Annotated in this window: 12 protein-coding genes; 2 read left to right on the top strand and 10 right to left on the bottom strand. The window is 70.9% G+C overall.

The window, feature by feature from the left end; translation table 11 throughout:
- From ABD329_RS41895 to ABD329_RS41910, 4 genes are all read right to left on the bottom strand, one after another.
- Positions 1–167, bottom strand: a 167-nt coding sequence (locus ABD329_RS41895; RefSeq protein ID WP_344317792.1) for a flavodoxin-dependent (E)-4-hydroxy-3-methylbut-2-enyl-diphosphate synthase, incomplete at its 3' end; no start/stop codon positions are given.
- Between the two features lie 138 nt (positions 168–305).
- Entirely contained in the window at positions 306–1,607 is a 1,302-nt protein-coding gene (locus ABD329_RS41900) for a M50 family metallopeptidase (protein ID WP_198278553.1), read from the bottom strand.
- The gene (gene dxr / locus ABD329_RS41905) at positions 1,604–2,866 is read right to left on the bottom strand and encodes a 1-deoxy-D-xylulose-5-phosphate reductoisomerase (RefSeq protein ID WP_198278552.1); all 1,263 of its coding nucleotides are present in this window, start codon (positions 2,864–2,866) and stop codon (positions 1,604–1,606) included. Before dxr ends, ABD329_RS41900 begins: the two co-directional genes overlap by 4 nt.
- 111 nt (positions 2,867–2,977) lie before the next feature.
- Positions 2,978–4,912: an acyl-CoA dehydrogenase family protein gene (locus ABD329_RS41910; protein WP_344317782.1), complete on the bottom strand. Its 1,935-nt coding sequence runs from the start codon at positions 4,910–4,912 to the stop codon at positions 2,978–2,980.
- 301 nt (positions 4,913–5,213) lie between these two features.
- Here ABD329_RS41910 and ABD329_RS41915 point away from each other — a divergent pair, with 301 nt between their 5' ends.
- Positions 5,214–6,230, top strand: coding sequence for a LacI family DNA-binding transcriptional regulator (locus tag ABD329_RS41915; RefSeq protein WP_198278790.1), 1,017 nt, complete (start codon positions 5,214–5,216; stop codon positions 6,228–6,230).
- 64 nt (positions 6,231–6,294) lie between these two features.
- Here the strand turns inward: ABD329_RS41915 and ABD329_RS41920 are convergent, their stop codons facing one another.
- From ABD329_RS41920 to ABD329_RS41940, 5 genes are read right to left on the bottom strand one after another with little or no spacing between them, the layout of a single operon-like run.
- The gene (locus ABD329_RS41920) at positions 6,295–6,996 is read right to left on the bottom strand and encodes a glycoside hydrolase family 12 protein (protein ID WP_198278791.1); all 702 of its coding nucleotides are present in this window, start codon (positions 6,994–6,996) and stop codon (positions 6,295–6,297) included.
- Between the two features lie 38 nt (positions 6,997–7,034).
- On the bottom strand, positions 7,035–9,047 hold the full coding sequence (locus ABD329_RS41925; protein ID WP_198278792.1) for a beta-galactosidase: 2,013 nt from the start codon (positions 9,045–9,047) through the stop codon (positions 7,035–7,037).
- A gap of 45 nt (positions 9,048–9,092) precedes the next feature.
- Positions 9,093–10,061 carry a carbohydrate ABC transporter permease gene (locus tag ABD329_RS41930; RefSeq protein ID WP_198278793.1) on the bottom strand — a complete coding sequence of 323 codons (969 nt, stop codon included), beginning with the start codon at positions 10,059–10,061 and terminating at the stop codon, positions 9,093–9,095.
- Positions 10,058–11,074, bottom strand: coding sequence for an ABC transporter permease (locus ABD329_RS41935; protein WP_246618680.1), 1,017 nt, complete (start codon positions 11,072–11,074; stop codon positions 10,058–10,060). The genes ABD329_RS41930 and ABD329_RS41935 overlap by 4 nt, the downstream gene beginning before the upstream one ends.
- A complete protein-coding gene (locus tag ABD329_RS41940; protein WP_198278794.1) occupies positions 11,074–12,756 on the bottom strand; it encodes an extracellular solute-binding protein in 1,683 nt (560 codons plus the stop codon). The genes ABD329_RS41935 and ABD329_RS41940 overlap by 1 nt, the downstream gene beginning before the upstream one ends.
- Positions 12,757–13,045: 289 nt before the next feature.
- On the opposite strand from ABD329_RS41940, the gene ABD329_RS41945 reads away from it, so the two are divergent.
- On the top strand, positions 13,046–15,994 hold the full coding sequence (locus ABD329_RS41945; protein ID WP_198278795.1) for a glycoside hydrolase family 3 C-terminal domain-containing protein: 2,949 nt from the start codon (positions 13,046–13,048) through the stop codon (positions 15,992–15,994).
- An 86-nt stretch (positions 15,995–16,080) separates the two neighbouring features.
- Here ABD329_RS41945 and ABD329_RS41950 read toward each other — a convergent pair whose 3' ends face one another.
- Complete coding sequence (locus ABD329_RS41950) at positions 16,081–17,541, bottom strand: aldehyde dehydrogenase family protein (RefSeq protein WP_198278796.1); 1,461 nt, start codon at positions 17,539–17,541, stop codon at positions 16,081–16,083.
- Positions 17,542–17,667 lie beyond the last annotated feature (126 nt).

Consider the following 17,667-nt stretch of genomic DNA (forward strand, 5'->3'; position numbering starts at 1 on the left):
TGCTGCAACGTCGCACCGATGTCCGCCGTCACCGTCGTCGTCATCGACTGCACCGAAATCGGCGCGTCGCCACCCACGGCCACCGCCCCGACCTGGATCTTCCGGCTGACCCTGCGCTCGGCGAGCTTGGCCGGTACGGACGGCATTCCTAGCGAAATCGCAGTCATCTGGTTCGTAACCCCAAGGTGTGTGCGTGGCCGGAGATCAGCGGACTCCGATCTCCGAGATTACGGCACCGGCCACGGCCTCAGCACACCGCGCTCCTGAAGTCCACCCAAAGGTGAACTTCAGGACATCTCGCGTCATCAGGAGATTTTCACGGGGTTCACGACGTCCGCCACCAGGACGAGCAGCGTGAAGCAGATGAAGACTCCGGCGATCACATAGGCCGCCGGCATCATCTTCGCCACATCGAACGGTCCGGGGTCGGGCCGCCGGACCAGCCGGGCGGTGTGGCGCCGGATGGCCTCCCACACCGCGCCCGCGATGTGGCCGCCGTCCAGCGGCAGCAGCGGCAGCATGTTGAACAGGAACAGCGAGAGGTTGAACCCGGCGACCAGGAAGAGCATGGTCGCGATCCGCTGGGAGGGCGGGATGTCGAGGTTGGCGACCTCGCCGCCGACCCGGGCCGCGCCCACGACGCCCATGGGGGAGTCCGCCTTGCGCTCGCCGTCCCCGAAGGCCGCGTTCCACAGGTCCGGGATCTTGGAGGGCAGGGCGATCATCGAGTCGATGCCGTCCTCGACCATGTTGCCCATACGGTCCACGGACTGCCCGAAGGACTGCTGGACCACTCCGGTGGCGGGGGTGAAGCCGAGGAAGCCGGCGGTGACGAACTCGCCGTCGACATAGCCGCCGTTCCCGTCGGACTTGGCGACCTGGTTCTTTATGAGGTTGGCGTTCAGGGTCTTGCGGACGCCGTCCCGCTCGACGGTGATCGTGGCGGGGCCGGTGGTCTCGCGGATGTCCTGCTGGAGGGTGCCCCAGTCCGGGGTGGGGTGCCCGTTGAAGGCGACGATCTTGTCCCGGGGCTGGAGACCGGCGGCCTTGGCCGGGGAGTCCTTGGCGCCCTTGGGGCACTTGTCGGTGGAGGCCGAGGCCGCGACCACGCACTGGGAGACCGTGCCCACATTGGTGGTCTGGGTGTTGACGCCGAAGCTCATCATCACCCCGAGGAAGATCGCCACCGCGAGGACCAGGTTCATGAAGGGCCCGGCGAACATGACGATCACGCGCTTCCACGGCTTGCGCGTGTAGAACAGGCGCTTCTCGTCGCCGGGCTGGAGCTCCTCGAAGGCGGCCGACCGGGCGTCCTCGATCATGCCACGCCACGGTGAGGTGGAGCGCGCGGTGATCTTTCCGTCGTCACCCGGCGGGAACATGCCGATCATGCGGATGTAGCCACCGAGCGGAACCGCCTTGACGCCGTACTCGGTCTCGCCCTTCTTGCGGGAGAAGATGGTCGGCCCGAAGCCGACCATGTACTGGGGCACCCGGATGCCGAAGAGCTTGGCCGTGGAGAGATGGCCGAGCTCATGCCAGGCGATGGAGATCAGCAGGCCGACGGCGAACACCACTATGCCGAGGACCGTCATCAGTGTCGTCATGCGCGAGCCTCCGGGGTCGCCTTCGCCGCTCTGGCGGCCAGTTCCGTTGCGCGGGCGCGGGCCCATGTCTCGGCCTCGAGGACGTCCGCGACGGTGAGCCGGGTTCCCTCGGCCGGGGTGCCGTGCTCGGCCACCACCTCGGCGACCGTATCGACGATTCCGTTGAACGGCAGCTTTCCGTCAAGGAAGGCGTCCACGCACTCCTCGTTCGCCGCGTTGAAGACGGCCGGGGCGGTGCCGCCGAGGGAGCCGACGTGGCGGGCGAGGCCGATCGAGGGGAACGCCTCGGTGTCCAGGGGGAAGAACTCCCAGGTGTGGGCCTTGGTCCAGTCGCAGCCGGGCGCGGCGTCGGGCACCCGCTCGGGCCAGCCGAGGCCGAGCGCGATGGGCATCCGCATATCGGGCGGGCTCGCCTGGGCGAGCGTCGAGCCATCGGTGAATTCAACCATCGAGTGGATATACGACTGAGGGTGGACCACCACCTCAATCCGCTCGAAGGGAATGTCGTAGAGCAGGTGGGCCTCGATGACCTCCAGGCCCTTGTTGACGAGGGTCGCGGAGTTGATCGTGATCACCGGGCCCATGTCCCAGGTGGGGTGGGCCAGCGCCTGCTCCGGGGTGACCGAGGCCAGCTCGCGCTTGGTCCGGCCGCGGAACGGGCCGCCGGAGGCGGTGACGACCAGCTTGCGTACCTCCTCGCGGGCGCCGCCGAGCAGCGCCTGGAAGAGCGCGGAGTGCTCGGAGTCGACGGGGACGATCTGTCCGGGCTTGGCCACGGCCTTGACCAGGGGGCCGCCGACGATGAGCGATTCCTTGTTGGCCAGCGCCAGCACCCGGCCCGCCTCCAGGGCGGCCAGGGTGGGCGCCAGGCCGATGGAGCCGGTGATGCCGTTCAGCACGGTGTGGCACTGGGAGCGGGCGAGCTCGGTGGCCGCGTCGGGCCCCGCCAGGATCTCGGGGAGCGGCTCACCGGCGCCGTAGCGCGCGCTCAGCGCCTGGCGCACCTCGGCCACCGCCTCGGGCCGGGCGACCGCGACCCTGTCCACCCGCAGCCGGTGGGCCTGCTCGGCGAGCAGCCCGGCCCGGCCCCCGGCGGCGGACAGGCCGGTCACGCGGAACCGGTGGGGGTTGCGCAGCACCACGTCGATGGCCTGGGTGCCGATCGAACCGGTGGAGCCCAGGATCACGATGTCGCGCACGCTCGCCGCGGCGGTGGCCGCCGGGACGCGCAGATGCGGGTCAGCCAGGGATTCCGTCATCCCCCCATTGTGGGGGCAAGGGGTGACGGCTCGGTGACAAGCCCCGGGATCCGGTGATCGCGGATCCCGGGGGCTCCTCGGCACGTGCTCCGGCGGCTTCCCGGCGGCCCCTCAGCCGATGGGGCGGTGGACGTTCCGCTTGGCGGTCGGGCCGGGGGTGGCGTCGGCGATCCAGGGGCCGTCGCCGCTGGGGTCGATCACGCCGTGCTCGAGCCACTCGTACGTCCCGGAGAGCACTCCGGAGACCACCTTGCGGTCGAGCTCGTCGGTGTTGGTCCACAGCCGCCCGAAGAGCTCGTCGGCGCGGATCCTGGCCTGCCGGCAGAACGCGTCGGCCAACTGGTAGGCCGCGACGCCGTGGTCGCCGCGGGAGCGCAGCATCTCGGCCCGTACGCAGGCCGCGCTCATCGCGAACAGCTCCGCGCCGATGTCGACGATCCGGCTGAGGAAGCCCTGTTTGGTCTCCATCCGGCCCTGCCAGCGCGACATGGCGTAGAACGTGGAGCGGGCGAGCTTGCGCGCGGAGCGCTCCACATAGCGCAGATGCGGGGAGAGGTCCGGGTGCCCGGCCGGGTTGAACTCGGGGTAGGCGCGGGGCAGTTGACCGGGCCCGGTGAGCAGGCCGGGCAGCCAGCGGGCGTAGAAGCCACCGGCCTTGGCGGCCGCCTTGCCCTTGTCCTGGAGGGACTTGTCGGGGTCGATGAGATCGCCGGCCACCGACAGATGGGCGTCCACGGCCTCGCGGGCGATGAGCAGGTGCATGATCTCGGTCGAGCCCTCGAAGATCCGGTTGATGCGCAGATCGCGCAGCATCTGCTCGGCGGGGACGGCCCGCTCCCCGCGGGCGGCCAGCGAGGCCGCGGTCTCATAGCCCCGGCCGCCGCGGATCTGGACCAGTTCATCGGCCATCAGCCAGGCCATCTCGCTGCCGTAGAGCTTGGCGAGCGCCGCCTCGATGCGGATGTCGTTGCGGTCCTCGTCGGCCATCTGGGAGGCGAGGTCGATGACGGCCTCCAGGGCGAAGGTGGTCGCCGCGATGAAGGAGATCTTGGCGCCGACGGCCTCGTGCTTGGCGATGGGCTTGCCCCACTGCTCACGGGCGGCGGACCATTCGCGGGCGATCTTCAGACACCACTTCCCGGCGCCCGCGCACATCGCGGGCAGCGACAGCCGTCCGGTGTTGAGCGTGGTCAGCGCGATCTTGAGGCCGGCGCCCTCGGGGCCGATCCGGTTGGCGGCCGGGACGCGGACCCGGTGGAAGCGGGTGACGCCGTTCTCCAGGCCGCGCAGCCCCATGAAGGCGTTGCGGTTCTCGACGGTGACGCCCTCGGTGGCGGTCTCGACGACGAAGGCGGTGATGCCGCCCTTGTGGCCCTCGGAGCGCGGCACCCGGGCCATGACCACCAGCAGGTCGGCGACCACGCCGTTGGTGGTCCACAGCTTGACGCCGTCCAGCAGGTAGCCGTCGCCGTCGGGCACCGCGGTGGTGGCGAGACGGGCCGGGTCGGAGCCCACGTCCGGCTCGGTGAGCAGGAAGGCCGAGATGTCGGTGCGGGCGCAGCGCGGCAGGAAGCGGTCCTTCTGCTCCTGGGTGCCGAAGAGCTTCAGCGGCTGCGGTACGCCGATGGACTGGTGGGCGGAGAGCAGGGCGCCGATCGCCGGGCTGACGGAGCCGGCCAGGGCGAGGGCCTTGTTGTAGTAGACCTGGGTGAGGCCGAGGCCCCCGTACTTGGTGTCGATCTTCATCCCGAGCGCGCCGAGCTCCTTGAGCCCCTTGATCGTCTCATCGGGGATCTGCGCCTCGCGCTCGATGCGGGCGGCGTCGACCCGCGTCTCGCAGAACTCCTGGAGCTTGGCGAGGAAGGTCTCGCCGCGGCGGACGTCGTCGGGGGCGGGGGCGGGGTGGGGATGGATCAGGTCGAGTCGGAAGCGGCCGAGGAAGAGCTCCTTGGCGAAGCTGGGCTTGTGCCATACCTGTTCGCGTGCGGCCTCGGCGACCTGGCGCGCTTCACGCTCGGACACCGGCCTGACGGAGGATGCGGTCATCGGTGCTCCCTTTGCCGCGACGATCTCGTGACATTACCGGCACGTACCGCTGCCAGTGTGCATCCGGTCCGACGGGACGGCAAAGCGGGAGGACGCCGGGATCTGTAGGTTCGGGAAGGATCGCCGCGGCGGCGGGCCCGGCAGGGGCACCGAGGGGCAGAGCCATGGCGTTGAAGCGCTTCGACATCCTCTGGACAGCGCTTGTCCTGCGGGTTTAATGTCAATCCGCATGGCCAGGCAAGGAAGCTCGGACCATGCGTCGAAGCGCTTCACTGACGATCCCCCGGATGGAGTCCCCCGCATGGTCACCCTCGCCGAGGTCGCCCGCCACGCCGGAGTCTCCGCCAGCACGGTGAGCTATGTCCTCAGCGGCAAGCGGTCGATCTCCGCTCCCACCCGCGAGCGCGTCGAGCACAGCATCAAGGAGCTCGGCTACCACCCGAACGCCGGGGCCCGCGCCCTGGCCAGCAGCCGCTCCACCATCCTCGCGCTCATGGTGCCACTGCGGACGGACATGTATGTGCCGGTGATGATGGAGATCGCGATCGCGGTCGCCACCACCGCCCGCTCCCACGGCTATGACGTTCTGCTGCTCACCGGCGAGGAGGGCCCGGCGGCCGTGCGCCGGGTGACCGGCAGCGGGCTCGCCGACGCCATGATCGTGATGGATGTGGAGCTGGAGGACGAGCGGCTGCCGCTGCTGCACGCGGCCCGCCAGCCCACCGTGCTGATCGGGCTCCCCGCCGACACCGTCGGCCTGACCTGCGTCGATCTGGACTTCACCGCCACCGGTGCGCTGTGCGCCGAGCATCTGGCGGACCTCGGCCACCGGGAGATCGCGGTCGTGGGCGAGGCCCCGGCCGTCTATGAGCGCCACACCGGCTTCGCCGAGCGGACCCTGGAGGGGCTGCGCCGCCGCGCCGGGGAACTGGGGGTGCGGCTGCTGCACCGCCCGTGCGAGGGCAGCTACGAGTCCATGGACGGCACCCTCTCCCGGATCTTCGACGAGCGGCCCGGCACCACCGGCTTCGTGGTGCAGAACGAGGCGGCCATCGAACCGCTGCTCAGCCTGTTGCGCCGACAGGGCCGCGCGGTGCCCGAGGACGTCTCGGTGGTCGCCGTATGCCCCGAGCAGGTGGCCACCCAGGCGTCGGTGCGGCTCACCTCGGTGGCCATCCCCGCGCAGGAGATGGGGCGGCGGGCCGTGGAGCTGGCGGTGGCGAAGCTGGAGGGCGGCGCCCCCGAGGAGCAGGTGACCCTGCTCGCCCCTGAACTGACCGTACGGGCCAGCTCGGGCCCGGCGCCCGGCGCGTCCTGACGCGATCGCGCCGGGCCGGTGGCGTACCGCCGCCGCACGGCCGGGCGGCGGCGGTACGCGGATGTCAGCTCGCGCTCACCCCGAAGCCGTTGGTGCCGAAGTCCAGACCGCCGGCCGAGGAGGTGATCTCATAGCCGAACTGGACGTCGCCGATGGTCACATCGCCGAACCAGCCCTTGGTGTTCTTGATCCAGTTCACGATGGACTTGATGTCCACGGAGCCGGAGCTGGAGTTGGAACCGCGGATGAAGGAGAAGACCTGGTTGGAGCCGTTGCTGCCCTTGTAGACGGTCCAGGTGTGACCGCCGAGGGTGACGGTGCCCTGGGAGGTGCCGAGGGGGCCGACCGGACCGGTCTTGTTGACCCAGAGCATGATCTCGTACGCGTAGTTGCTGTCCCAGATGTCGTACGAGGTGTTGTAGGCGCCCGAGGACGGGACCGTCACGCTGTAGTTGCTGGTGAGGGTGTTGATGGCGCTGATCTTCTTGCCGACGACCTTCTTGGCGTTGGGGTAGGACTTGATGCCGCCGGTGTTCGGGTGGTTGGCCCAGACTCCCCAGTCGCTGGAGGAGTTGGCCCAGATGGTCTGGGATCCGGCGCCGGAGCCCCAGATGTTGTTGTAGAGGGTGTAGCCCCCGTTGGACCAGGTGCCCCACTGGTCCGAGGAGGACCAGGTGGCGGCCTGGGCGGGGGCGGCGGCGAAGCCGATCAGCGCGAGTAACGCGATCAACGGGGTGAGGAAGAGCGTTCGAGCGGCTCGTTGCACGGGACCTTCCCTTTCCGATGGGGGATTCGGGCGGAGCTTCAGCCGAGGGATTCGGGCGGAGCCAGGACCATGACCGCGAAGCGGTCCAGCCGGACGCTGGTGTGGTGCGTGCGCCCGGTCAGCAGATCCGTCCGCGCCGACGGAGCGGACGGGAGGGGGACGACCGCCGGGGCGCTGCCGTGGTTGAGCAGGAAGAGATACGGGCCGCGCCGCACCGCCTCGACGCCCTCGGGGAGGCCGGGCAGCGCGGGTGCCAGCCCCGCCTCCTCGGCCGCGCGGCCGAGGAGCGCGCGCAGGGCGGCGGGTTCGGGGAGGGTGGAGACGTACCAGGCGGTACCGGTGCCGTAGGCGTTTCGGGTGACGGCGGGGCGGCCGTCGAGCTCACCGCCCTTGATCCGGGCGACCGGTTCCGCGGTGGACGGCTCCAGGTCCTCGGACCAGAGGGTGCCGTGGAACGCGCCCAGCCAGGTGCCCTCGGCGGTGAGCGCCTCGCCCTGGTCCAGCGGCCACCACTCGTGGACCGTACGGATGCCGAGGACCCCGCGGAGGCGGCGGTCCACCCCGCCGGGGCGCACCCGGTCGTCCTCGTCGGCGACGCCGGTGAAGAAGCCGCAGACGAGGGTGGAGCCGCCGCGTACGTACGCCGCGAGGTTGTCCAGCGCCTCGTCGGTGAGCAGATACAGCTGGGGGACGGCGACGAGGGCGTAGTCGGTGAGGTCGGCGTGCGGATGGGCGAAGTCGGTGGTGAGGTTCCGCTCCCACAGGGCCTGGTGCCAGGCGCGCAGCAGCCGCTCGCAGGAGACCAGGGAGGAGGGGCGGCCGTCCTGGACAGAGGCCCACCAGGAGTGCCAGTCGTGCAGGATCGCGGCCCGCGCGGGGACGTCCGTGCCCGCGACCGGGGCCAGTTCGCGCAGTTCGGCGCCGAGTTCGCACACCCGCGCGAAGGTGCGGCTGTGCTCACCGGCGTGCGGGACCATCCCGGAGTGGAACTTCTCGCTGCCCTGCCGGGACTGCCGCCACTGGAAGAACCAGACCGCGTCGGCGCCGCGCGCGACGGCCTGGAGGGACCACAGCCGCATCAGCCCCTGCGGCTTGGGGTGGTTGACGCCGCGCCAGTTGACCGGGCCGGCGGCCTGCTCCATGAGGACCCAGGGGCCGCCCGCCTGGGAGCGGGTCAGGTCCTGGACCATCGCTCCGTAGGCGGCCGCGTGCGGGTCCTTGGGGTCGGGGTAGAGGTCGACGGAGACCACGTCCTCCTCCGCCGCCCAGGCCCAGCCGTCCTGGCCGATGAACAGCGGCATGAAGTTGGTGGTCACGGGGATGTGCGGGGTGCGGGCGGCCAGCGCGTCGCGTTCGGCGGTGAAGCACTCCAGCAGGGCGTCGCTGGTGAAGCGGCGGAAGTCCAGCGCCTGACCGGGGTTGATCAGGTACTGGGCGCGGCGCGGCGGGATGACCTCCTCCCAGGAGTCGTAGCGCTGGCTCCAGAAGGCCGTCCCCCACGCCTGGTTGAGAGCGTCCAGGCCGCCGTACCGCGTGCGCAGCCAGCGGCGGAAGTGCCGGGCGGTCTCGTCGCACCAGCAGTGGGTGGAGTACTCGTTGCCGACGTGCCACATCCGCAGGGCCGGATGGCCGCCGTAGCGGTCCGCCAGGTCCTCGGTGATGCGCAGGGCGTGCTCGCGGTAGACGGGCGACGAGGCGCAGAACTGGTTCCGTGAGCCGTACCAGACGACCGCGCCGCTCTCGTCGCGCGGCAGGGTCTCGGGGTGGCGGGAGCCCATCCAGGGCGGCGGGGAGGCGGTCGGGGTGGCCAGACAGACCTCGATCCCGCCCTCGTGGAGCAGGTCCAGGACCCGGTCCAGCCAGTCGAAGTCCCGTGCGCCGGGGCGCGGTTCGAGCCGGGCCCAGGAGAAGACGCCGACGGTGACGGTGGTGACGCCCGCCCGGCGCATCAGCCGGATGTCGTCGTGCCAGACGCTCTCGGGCCACTGCTCGGGGTTGTAGTCGCCGCCGTAGAGGACGCGGCCGCGGGTGGCGTCGTTCAGGTCGGGCATACCGGCTCCCGTCTCGGGTCGGCTGGGTTACGGGGGCGATCGGCGTCAGCCCTTGACGGCGCCGGTGAGCATGCCCTTGGTGAAGTGCTTCTGGACGAAGGGGTAGAGCACCGCGACCGGGATCAGCGCGAGCACCATGACGGCCATCTGCACGGCCAGTCCGGGGATCTGCTGGGTGGAGATCATCTGGGACATGCCCTGGGGCGCCTGCTGCTTGATCACCAGTTGGCGCAGGATCATCTGGAGCGGCCACATGTCCTGGTCGTTGAGGTAGAGCATGGCGTTGAACCACTGGCTCCAGTAGCCGACCGCGTAGAAGAGCGAGACGACCGCGATCACGGCCTTCGACAGCGGCAGCACGATGCGGAACAGGATCCGCCAGTCCCCCGCGCCGTCGATCCGGGCGCTGTCGATCAGCTCGGGCGCGATGTTCTGGAAGAACGCCCGTAGCACCAGGACGTTGAAGACCGAGACGGCCCCGGGCAGGATCATCGACCAGTAGCTGCCCTCCAGGCCGACGCCGGTGACCAGCAGATACGTGGGGATGAGACCGGCGTTGAAGAACATGGTGACCAGCAGCACCATCAGGATCGGCCGGTGCAGGAAGGACCCCGGGCGGGACAGGCCGTAGGCGCACAGGACCGAGACGACGGTACTGATCACGGTGCCCACGGCGGTGAGCGCGAGGCTGACGAGCGTCGCCCGGGTCACCGTGCCGCCGCTCAGCAGCTCGGTGTAGGCCCGGAAGGTGACCGTCCTGGGGACGATCACCAGTCCCCCGGCGTCGGTGATGGTCCGCTGGTCGGACAGGCTGGTGACGACCACCACCCACAGCGGGCCGAGGATCGCCAGACACACCCCGACCAGGGTGGCCCCCTTGAGCCCCTGGCCGACCCTGCCGGGCTCCTCCTCCCACACCGGGCGCCGCTCGTCGCGGCGCCTTTCGTCGCGGCGGCGGCGCGGGGACGGGGCGGCGGGTCCGGCCTCGGCCGCGGTCCGCTCGGTCACGGTCATTTCCGGTAAACCCCCTGCTCGCCGAGCATATGGGCGACCTTGTTGGCGATCAGCACCAGCACCAGGCTGAAGGCGCCCTTGATCAGACCGCCGGCGGCGGCGATCCCGTAGTCGGTGTTGGCGATGCCGACCCACCACACATAGGTGTCGAAGACCTCCGAGGCGCCGGGCCCCACCGCGTCGCGCTGGAGCAGGATCTGCTCGAAGCCGACGGTCAGCGAGTCACCGACGCGCAGCACCAGCAACAGGGCGATCACCGGGCGCAGCGCGGGCAGCGTGACGTGCCACATCCGGCGCCGGCGGTTCGCGCCGTCCACCGCCGCGGCCTCGTAGAGGTCCTGGTTGACGGCGGAGAGCGCGGCCAGGAAGACGATCACGCCCCAGCCCGCGTCCTTCCACACCAGCTGGGCGGTGATCAGGAACTTGAAGACGCCCGGGTCGGTCATCAGGTCGAAGCCCTCGTGGCCATGGGCGCGCAGCTGCTGGGCGAGCAGCCCGGCGCCGCCGAGCATCTGCTGGAAGATCGTGATCACCAGCACCCAGGAGAAGAAGTGCGGCAGGTACAGGATCGACTGCACCAGGCCGCGGACCTTGTCGCTGAGCACGCTGTTGAGCAGCAGCGCCAGCGCGATGGGCACCGGGAAGAACAGCACCAGCTGGATGAAGGTGATGGAGAGGGTGTTGGCGAAGGCGTCCCAGAAGCGGCTGTCCTCGAAGAGGAGGGTGAAGTTGTCGAGGCCCACCCAGGGGCTGGTCCACAGCCCCTGGGTGAACGGGTCATAGTCCAGATAGGCGACCGTGGTCCAGAGCAGCGGGACGTAGGTGAAGAGCAGGAGGAGCCCGACGGCTGGGGCGACCATCAGCAGCAGGGTGCGGTCGCGGCGCAGCCGGTGCCACCACCCGGTGCGGGCGGTCGGGGTGCCGGGGCCCGGCGGAGTGCCGGAACCCGCCGCGGTGCCGTGCCTTGGCTCGCTGTCACGGTCCGCCAGGGCGCCCCGGGCCGGCTCGGCCATCAGGCGCCGCCGCCGTTCTCGTCGAGGAGCCCCGCGTACCAGTCGCGGAGCCGGTCGCCGCCACCGCTGCGCCAGTCGCTGATGGCCCGCTGGGCGTCCTTGATCGACTTACGGCCGCGGGTGACGTCCTTGGCGAGGTCCTCGAACGGCGTGTAGAGCGAGGCGTACCGATTGGGCTCCTGGATCTGCATTCCGTAGAAGAGCGGCTTCCTGGCGAACTCGCCCATCCGCCGCATCCAGCCGCAGTAGTCCTCGACCATCCGCGGGAAGTCCGGATAGGCGACGCTCGCCTGCGGGGAGGCGATGAAGCGATAGGTGTCCTGGACGTCCCGGACTCCTGTCGCGTTCTTGACCGGTACGCCCTTCTTCATGTCGTGGTGCACGCCTTCGACGCCGTAGTCGATGAGGCGCTGTTCCTTGGTGCCGAAGGGCGCGGCGATGAAGTTCGCGAGGGCGAGGATTTCCTCGATCTGGTCCTTGGCGAGGTTCTTGTTGAGGAAGGACCAGATCTGGGCGGGCGGGTCGAGATAGATGACCGGGTCGCCGCCGTCGGGGCCGAACCAGTCCATTCCCTGAATCCTGAAGTCGGGGTTGGGACCGGCCTGTTCGAAGGTGGCGCCGTACCACTTGGCCTCGCCGTCGTTGTATAAGAGGGTCTGCCCGGAGGTGAAGCGGGTCAGCGCGTCATTGGCCTTGCCCGCGACCGCGTCGGGGTGGACATAGCCCCTGGCGAAGAGCTTGCGGCACCATTCCAAGGCCTCGAGGTAGTTCTCGGTCTCGACCTTGTGGACCAGCTTGCCGTTCTTCTCGATCCAGTAGTACGGCTTCTCCCCCGGGCAGCCGAAGAACCGCTGCGCCGACCACCACATGTCGTCGCAGGCCCACACCTTGCTCTTGGGCCGGGTGATCTCCTTGGCCAGGGAGAGGAATTCCGCCGGGCTCTTGGGGACGTGGTAGCCCTCCTTGGTGAAGATGTCCTCGCGGTAGTACGGAATGACGCTGCCGAGCGGACGCGAGGGCATCGGCAGTCCGCGGAGCTTGCCGCCGAAGACGGACATCTGCCAGGCGGCGGTGGGAATGGCGGCGAGGTTCGGATATTTCTTGACCTTGTCGCCGGAGAGATACGGGCCCAGATCGGCGAATTTGGCGCTGACCGCGCCGTGGATCCGCCCGCCCATCTCCCAGAGCGGGATCACCACGATATCGGCGATGTCGCCGGAGGCGAGGACGGCGCCGAGCTTCTCGCCGTAGGTGTTGCCGTCCTGCGGCTGGAGCTTGACGGTGGCGCCGAGCGCGTCGTTGACCGCCTTGTAGTAGGCGTTGTTCTTGGGCGGCGGGGTGCCCCAGAGCGGTTCGAACATCGTGTAGCTGCCGCCGTGGCCGGGCTTGCCCTTCACGGAGGCGACCAGTTCGGCGGCGGGCGGGGCCTTGGTGTAGCCGGGGCTGGAGCCGTTGACGCTGGGGATGTCGGGGTCCGCCACCTTCGAGGCCACATAGGTCGGCAGCAGGTTCTTCAGCTCCTTGCCGGAGGTGGTGCCGCCCTTGCCGGAGCCCTCCTCGGTGGAGCAGCCGGTGAGCAGCGGAACCCCTCCCGCGACGGCCGCCGCGGCAACCGCCGTGGAGGCCAGGAAGGTTCTCCGGCTGGGAGGGGAAGTGGAGGCCGAAGCCTGGGAGTTCGGCATTGCGTCAACCCTTCGTGGCGTGCCCGACGTACGACCGATGGTCGAGTTGGCCGAGATTGATCGAAGATTGGTCGAAGCGCTTCGATATTGCGCTGAGGTTAAGGCGGGGGGTGGGGTCGCGCAAGAGTGGTGGCGCAAGGCGCCGATGGGTTGGGCTCCGTGAAGCCTTGACAGGGCGGGCATGGTGCGCCCAGCATCGAAGCGCTTCGAATCCACGTCGATTCGACATCGATTCGACGTCAGGGGCTGGGGAAGTCGGCGCACGAGCCGAGGAAGCGGGGCCGTATCCGTGAGCGATGACGGTGATCTGATCACTCGTCCGCCCTTTCGCGATCCGCCCTTCCGCGATCCACGGCTGCCGGTGCGTACGCGCGTCGAGGATCTGCTGGCCCGGCTGACGCTGGATGAGCGGATCGCGATGCTCCACCAGTACGCGCCCGGAGTGGAGCGGCTCGGCCTCGCCCCCTTCCGCACCGGGCAGGAGGCGCTGCACGGCGTCGCCTGGATGGGTCCCGCCACCGTCTTCCCCCAGGCCGTAGGGCTCGGTGCGACCTGGAACCCGGAGCTGGTGCGGCGCGTCGGCGAGGCGGTGGGCCGCGAGGCGCGGGCGATGCGCGCACGCGATCCGCGGGTGGGCCTCAATGTGTGGTCGCCGACCGTGAACCTGCTGCGCGATCCGCGCTGGGGCCGCAACGAGGAGGGGTACGCCGAGGATCCGTACCTCACCTCGGCCCTGGCCACGGCCTACACCCGCGGGCTGCGCGGCGATCACCCGGAGCGCTGGCGCACCGCGCCCGTCCTGAAGCACTGGCTGGCGCACAACAACGAGACCGACCGGGACACCACCTCGTCCTCGGTGCGGCCGCGGGTGCTGCACGAATACGATCTGGCGGCCTTCCGCGGGGCGGTGCGGGCGGGCGCGGTGGCCGGGGTGATGCCCGCGTACAACCTGGTCAACGGGCGGCCCAACCATGTCTCCCCGTATCTGCGCGAGCACTTGCGCACCTGGACCGACCAGGAGCTGGTGGTCTGCTCCGACGCGGGCGCGCCCTCCAATCTGGTCGACTCCGAGCACTACTTCGACACCCATGAGGAGGCCGTCGCGGCGGCCCTGCGGGCGGGGGTGGACAGTTTCACCGACCATGACCAGGACGCGTCGAAGACGATCGCGCGGGTGTGGGGCGCGCTGGCGCGCGGGCTGATCGACGTGCCCACGGTGGACACGGCGGTGCGGCGACTGCTGGCGATGCGGTACGCGCTGGGCGAGTTCGACGGGCAGCCGGAGGAATGTGACGGTGCCTTGGACACGCCCGCCCATCGGGCGCTCGCCCTGGAGGCCGCCGAACAGGCCGTCGTCCTGCTCACCAACGACGGTCTGCTGCCACTCTCCGAGAGCGCCGTCCGCACCCTCGCGGTCGTCGGTCCGCTCGCCGACGAGTGCAAGCTGGACTGGTACAGCGGCACCCTGATCCGCCGCAGTTCGCCGCGCGAGGCGCTGGCCGAGCGGCTCGGCGCCGACCGGGTGGTCTTCGCGGACGGCCTGGACACCGTACGGCTGCGCACGGCGGCCGGTTGGGTGCGGGTGCCGGACGCGGCGGCGGAGGACGAGGGTCCGGCGGAGGCGTCGGGCTCGCTCAACCCGGCGCATACGGCGGGCCGCACCGATCTGCCGCCGCTGACCGTCGGCGACACCGCCACCGAGCTGTCCCTGGCCGACTGGGGCGGCGGTGTGCTCACCCTGCGCGCGCCCTCCGGCCGCTACCTGACCGTGGCCGAGGACGGCTTCGTCCGCGTGGCGGCCGAGCAGCCCGGGGGCTGGGTGGTCCAGGAGACGTTCACGCTCGAAGCGCACCCCGACGGTCACCTCCTCAGACACCTGGGGACGGGCGGTCACGTCTGTGTCGCCGCGGGCGCGCTGAAGGTTGCCGAACGTGACGGCGGCGAGCGGGGGGCCGGGACCGTCTTCCGGCTGGAGGTCGTCGAGCGCGGCGAGGACGCGGTGGCCCGCGCCGCCGCGCGGGCGGACGCCGTGGTGGTCGTGGCGGGCAACGACCCGCATATCGGCGGCCGGGAGACCGAGGACCGCACCACCCTCGCCCTGCCCGCCCAGCAGGAGCGGCTGTGGCACGCGGCCCACGCCGCCAATCCGCGCACCGCGCTGGTGCTGACCTCGAGCTATCCGTACGCGGTCGCGGAGGCGGCCGATGCGCTGCCCGCGCTGCTGTGGACGGCGCACGGCGGCCAGGCGGCGGGCACGGCGCTGGCCCGGGTGCTGTTCGGGGACGTCTCACCGGCGGGGCGGCTGCCGCAGACCTGGTACGCCTCCGACCACGATCTGCCCGATCCGCTCGACTACGACATCATCGCCTCGCGCGCCACCTATCTGTACTTCGACGGCGCCCCGCTCTTCCCCTTCGGGCACGGCCTGTCGTACACCGCCTTCACCTACGGCGAGCTGTCGGCGCGGCGGGAGACGGGGCTGACCGTGGAGTGCGAGGTCACCAACACCGGTCCGTGCGACGGCGCGGAGGTCGTGCAGATCTACGCGAGCGCGCCGGGGTCGCGGGTCCCGCTGCCGCACCACCGGCTCATCGCCCACCGCAGGGTGTGGCTGCGCCGGGGCGAGCGGGTGCGGCTGTTCTTCACCGTGCCGGTCGAGGACGCGCTGGGCTTCTGGGACGTGGCACACGGCCGCTGGACCGTCGACCCCGGGACGTACGAGATCCACGCGGGCGCGTCCAGCGCGGACCCGCGCGCCACCGCCACCGTGACCGTCGGCGGCCCGCCGCCCGCACCGCGCCCGGTGCTGCGGCGCGGCCTGGAGGCCGCGGACTACGACGCGGCGGACGGGATCGTGCTGGTGGACCGCGCCAAGGCCCGTGGGGACGCGGTGGCCTGCCGTGACGACGCGGTCGGCCGACTGCTCTTCCGCGCCTGCGACTTCGGCGCGGGGGCGATGTCGATGACGGTCGAGGCCGCGTACGACGCCGCTGGGGCGGGGGACGGCGCGATGGTCGCGGGTGACGGAGCGACGGTTGCGGGGGACGGCGCGACGGTCGAGGCGCACCTCGCCGACGGCACCACCCTGGCCACCGCCGCCGTCCCGCCCACCGGTGGCCGCTATGTCTACACCACGGTCCGCGCCGCCCTGCCCACGCCGCCGACCGGCGTCCAGGACCTGCACATCACGCTGCGCGGCGGCGGCCTGAGACTGGCCCGTCTCGGCTTCTCCGGTTGAGGGTCCGGAGCGGCCGGGACGGGTCAACCCCATGCCTCACTCGTACGCCGGGCCCCGGCGCGAAGCGGGGCCCGGCGGTGGGTGGGTCAGAGGTCGAGGCCGGTGAGGACCATGACCCGCTCGTAGGTGTAGTCCTCCATCGCGTACCGCACGCCCTCGCGGCCAACGCCGGACCTCTTGGCGCCGCCGTACGGCATCTGGTCGGCGCGGTACGAGGGCACATCGCCGATGATCACGCCGCCGACCTCCAGCGCGCGGTGGGCGCGGAAGGCGGTCCGCACCTCACGGGTGAAGACGCCCGCCTGGAGGCCGTACTTGGAGTCGTTGACGGCCGCGAACGCCTCGTCCTCGTTCGCCACCTTGTGCAGGGTGAGCACCGGTCCGAAGACCTCCTCGCAGGAGAGGGTGACATCGGCGGGGACGTCCGCGAGCACGGTCGGGGCGTAGCTCGAGCCCTCGCGCTTGCCGCCGGTCAGCAGCTTCGCACCGGCCCGGACGGCCTCGTCCACCCAGGACTCGACGCGCTTGGCGGCGTCCTCGCTGATCAGCGGGCCGACGTCGGTGGCGTCATCGTTCGGGTCGCCGGTGGCCTGCGCCTCGACGGCCGCGACGATCTTCGGCACGAGCTCCTCGTAGACGGACGCGTCGGCGATCACCCGCTGTACGGAGATGCAGGACTGTCCGCCCTGGTAGTTGGAGAAGGTGCCGATGCGGGTGGCCGCCCAGTCGAGGTCGGTGTCGGCGGCGTAGTCCGAGAGGACGACCGCGGCGCCGTTGCCGCCGAGCTCCAGGGTGCAGTGCTTGAGCGGCACCGACTCCTTGATCGCGTAGCCCACCTTCTCCGAACCGGTGAAGGAGATGACCGGCAGCCGCTCGTCCTGGACCAGGGCGGGCATCCGGTCGTTGGGCACCGTAAGGACGCTCCAGGAGCCCGCCGGGAGCTCGGTCTCGGCCAGCAACTCGCCGAGGATCAGCGCGGACAGCGGGGTCGCGGGCGCCGGCTTGAGGATGATCGGCGTGCCGACGGCGATCGCGGGGGCGACCTTGTGGGCGCTGAGGTTGAGCGGGAAGTTGAACGGCGAGATACCGAGGACGGTGCCGCGCGGGAAGCGGCGGGTCAGCGCGAGCCGCCCGGTGCCACCGGCGTCGGTGTCCAGCCGCTGGGCGTCCCCGCTGTTGAAGCGGCGCGCCTCCTCGGCCGCGAACCGGAAGACGGACACGGCGCGGCCCACCTCACCGCGCGCCCACTTGATCGGCTTGCCGTTCTCGTCCGAGATCAGCCGGGCGATCTCCTCGCCGCGCTCGGCCAGGCGGCGCGACACATGGTCCAGCGCGGCGGCCCGGACGTGCGCGGGGGTCGCGGCGAACTCCTCACGCACCGCGTCGGCCGCGGCGACGGCCTCCTCGATCTGGGCATCGGTGGGAACGCTCACCACGCCGACGCGGCGGCCGTCCCAGGGCGAGGTGACCTCGAGCGTGCTCTCGCCCGTCGCCTTGCGGCCGGCGAGCCAGAACGCGTGGGTGACAGCTTCGTATGTGTCTGGCACAGCGGATCCCGACCCTTCTGAAGTGGTGTCTCTCCTCCCACCGTAGGCGCGCCCCGGCTGCTCGGCGTTTGTCCGAGGCGTAGCAGTCGGGGGCGCGAGCGCTACGCAATGGCGTGCCGGATTGGG

The organism is Streptomyces javensis, from assembly GCF_039525925.1.
Classification (GTDB): domain Bacteria; phylum Actinomycetota; class Actinomycetes; order Streptomycetales; family Streptomycetaceae; genus Streptomyces; species Streptomyces asiaticus.

Excerpts from the sequence above, each read along its gene's own strand:
- ABD329_RS41940 (WP_198278794.1), bottom strand. The coding sequence starts at position 12,756 with ATGCCGAACTCCCAGGCTTCGGCCTCCACTTCCCCTCCCAGCCGGAGA.
- ABD329_RS41925 (WP_198278792.1), bottom strand. The coding sequence starts at position 9,047 with ATGCCCGACCTGAACGACGCCACCCGCGGCCGCGTCCTCTACGGCGGC.
- dxr (WP_198278552.1), bottom strand. The coding sequence starts at position 2,866 with ATGACGGAATCCCTGGCTGACCCGCATCTGCGCGTCCCGGCGGCCACC.
- ABD329_RS41930 (WP_198278793.1), bottom strand. The coding sequence starts at position 10,061 with ATGACCGTGACCGAGCGGACCGCGGCCGAGGCCGGACCCGCCGCCCCG.
- ABD329_RS41935 (WP_246618680.1), bottom strand. The coding sequence starts at position 11,074 with ATGGCCGAGCCGGCCCGGGGCGCCCTGGCGGACCGTGACAGCGAGCCA.
- ABD329_RS41910 (WP_344317782.1), bottom strand. The coding sequence starts at position 4,912 with ATGACCGCATCCTCCGTCAGGCCGGTGTCCGAGCGTGAAGCGCGCCAG.
- ABD329_RS41915 (WP_198278790.1), top strand. The coding sequence starts at position 5,214 with ATGGTCACCCTCGCCGAGGTCGCCCGCCACGCCGGAGTCTCCGCCAGC.
- ABD329_RS41900 (WP_198278553.1), bottom strand. The coding sequence starts at position 1,607 with ATGACGACACTGATGACGGTCCTCGGCATAGTGGTGTTCGCCGTCGGC.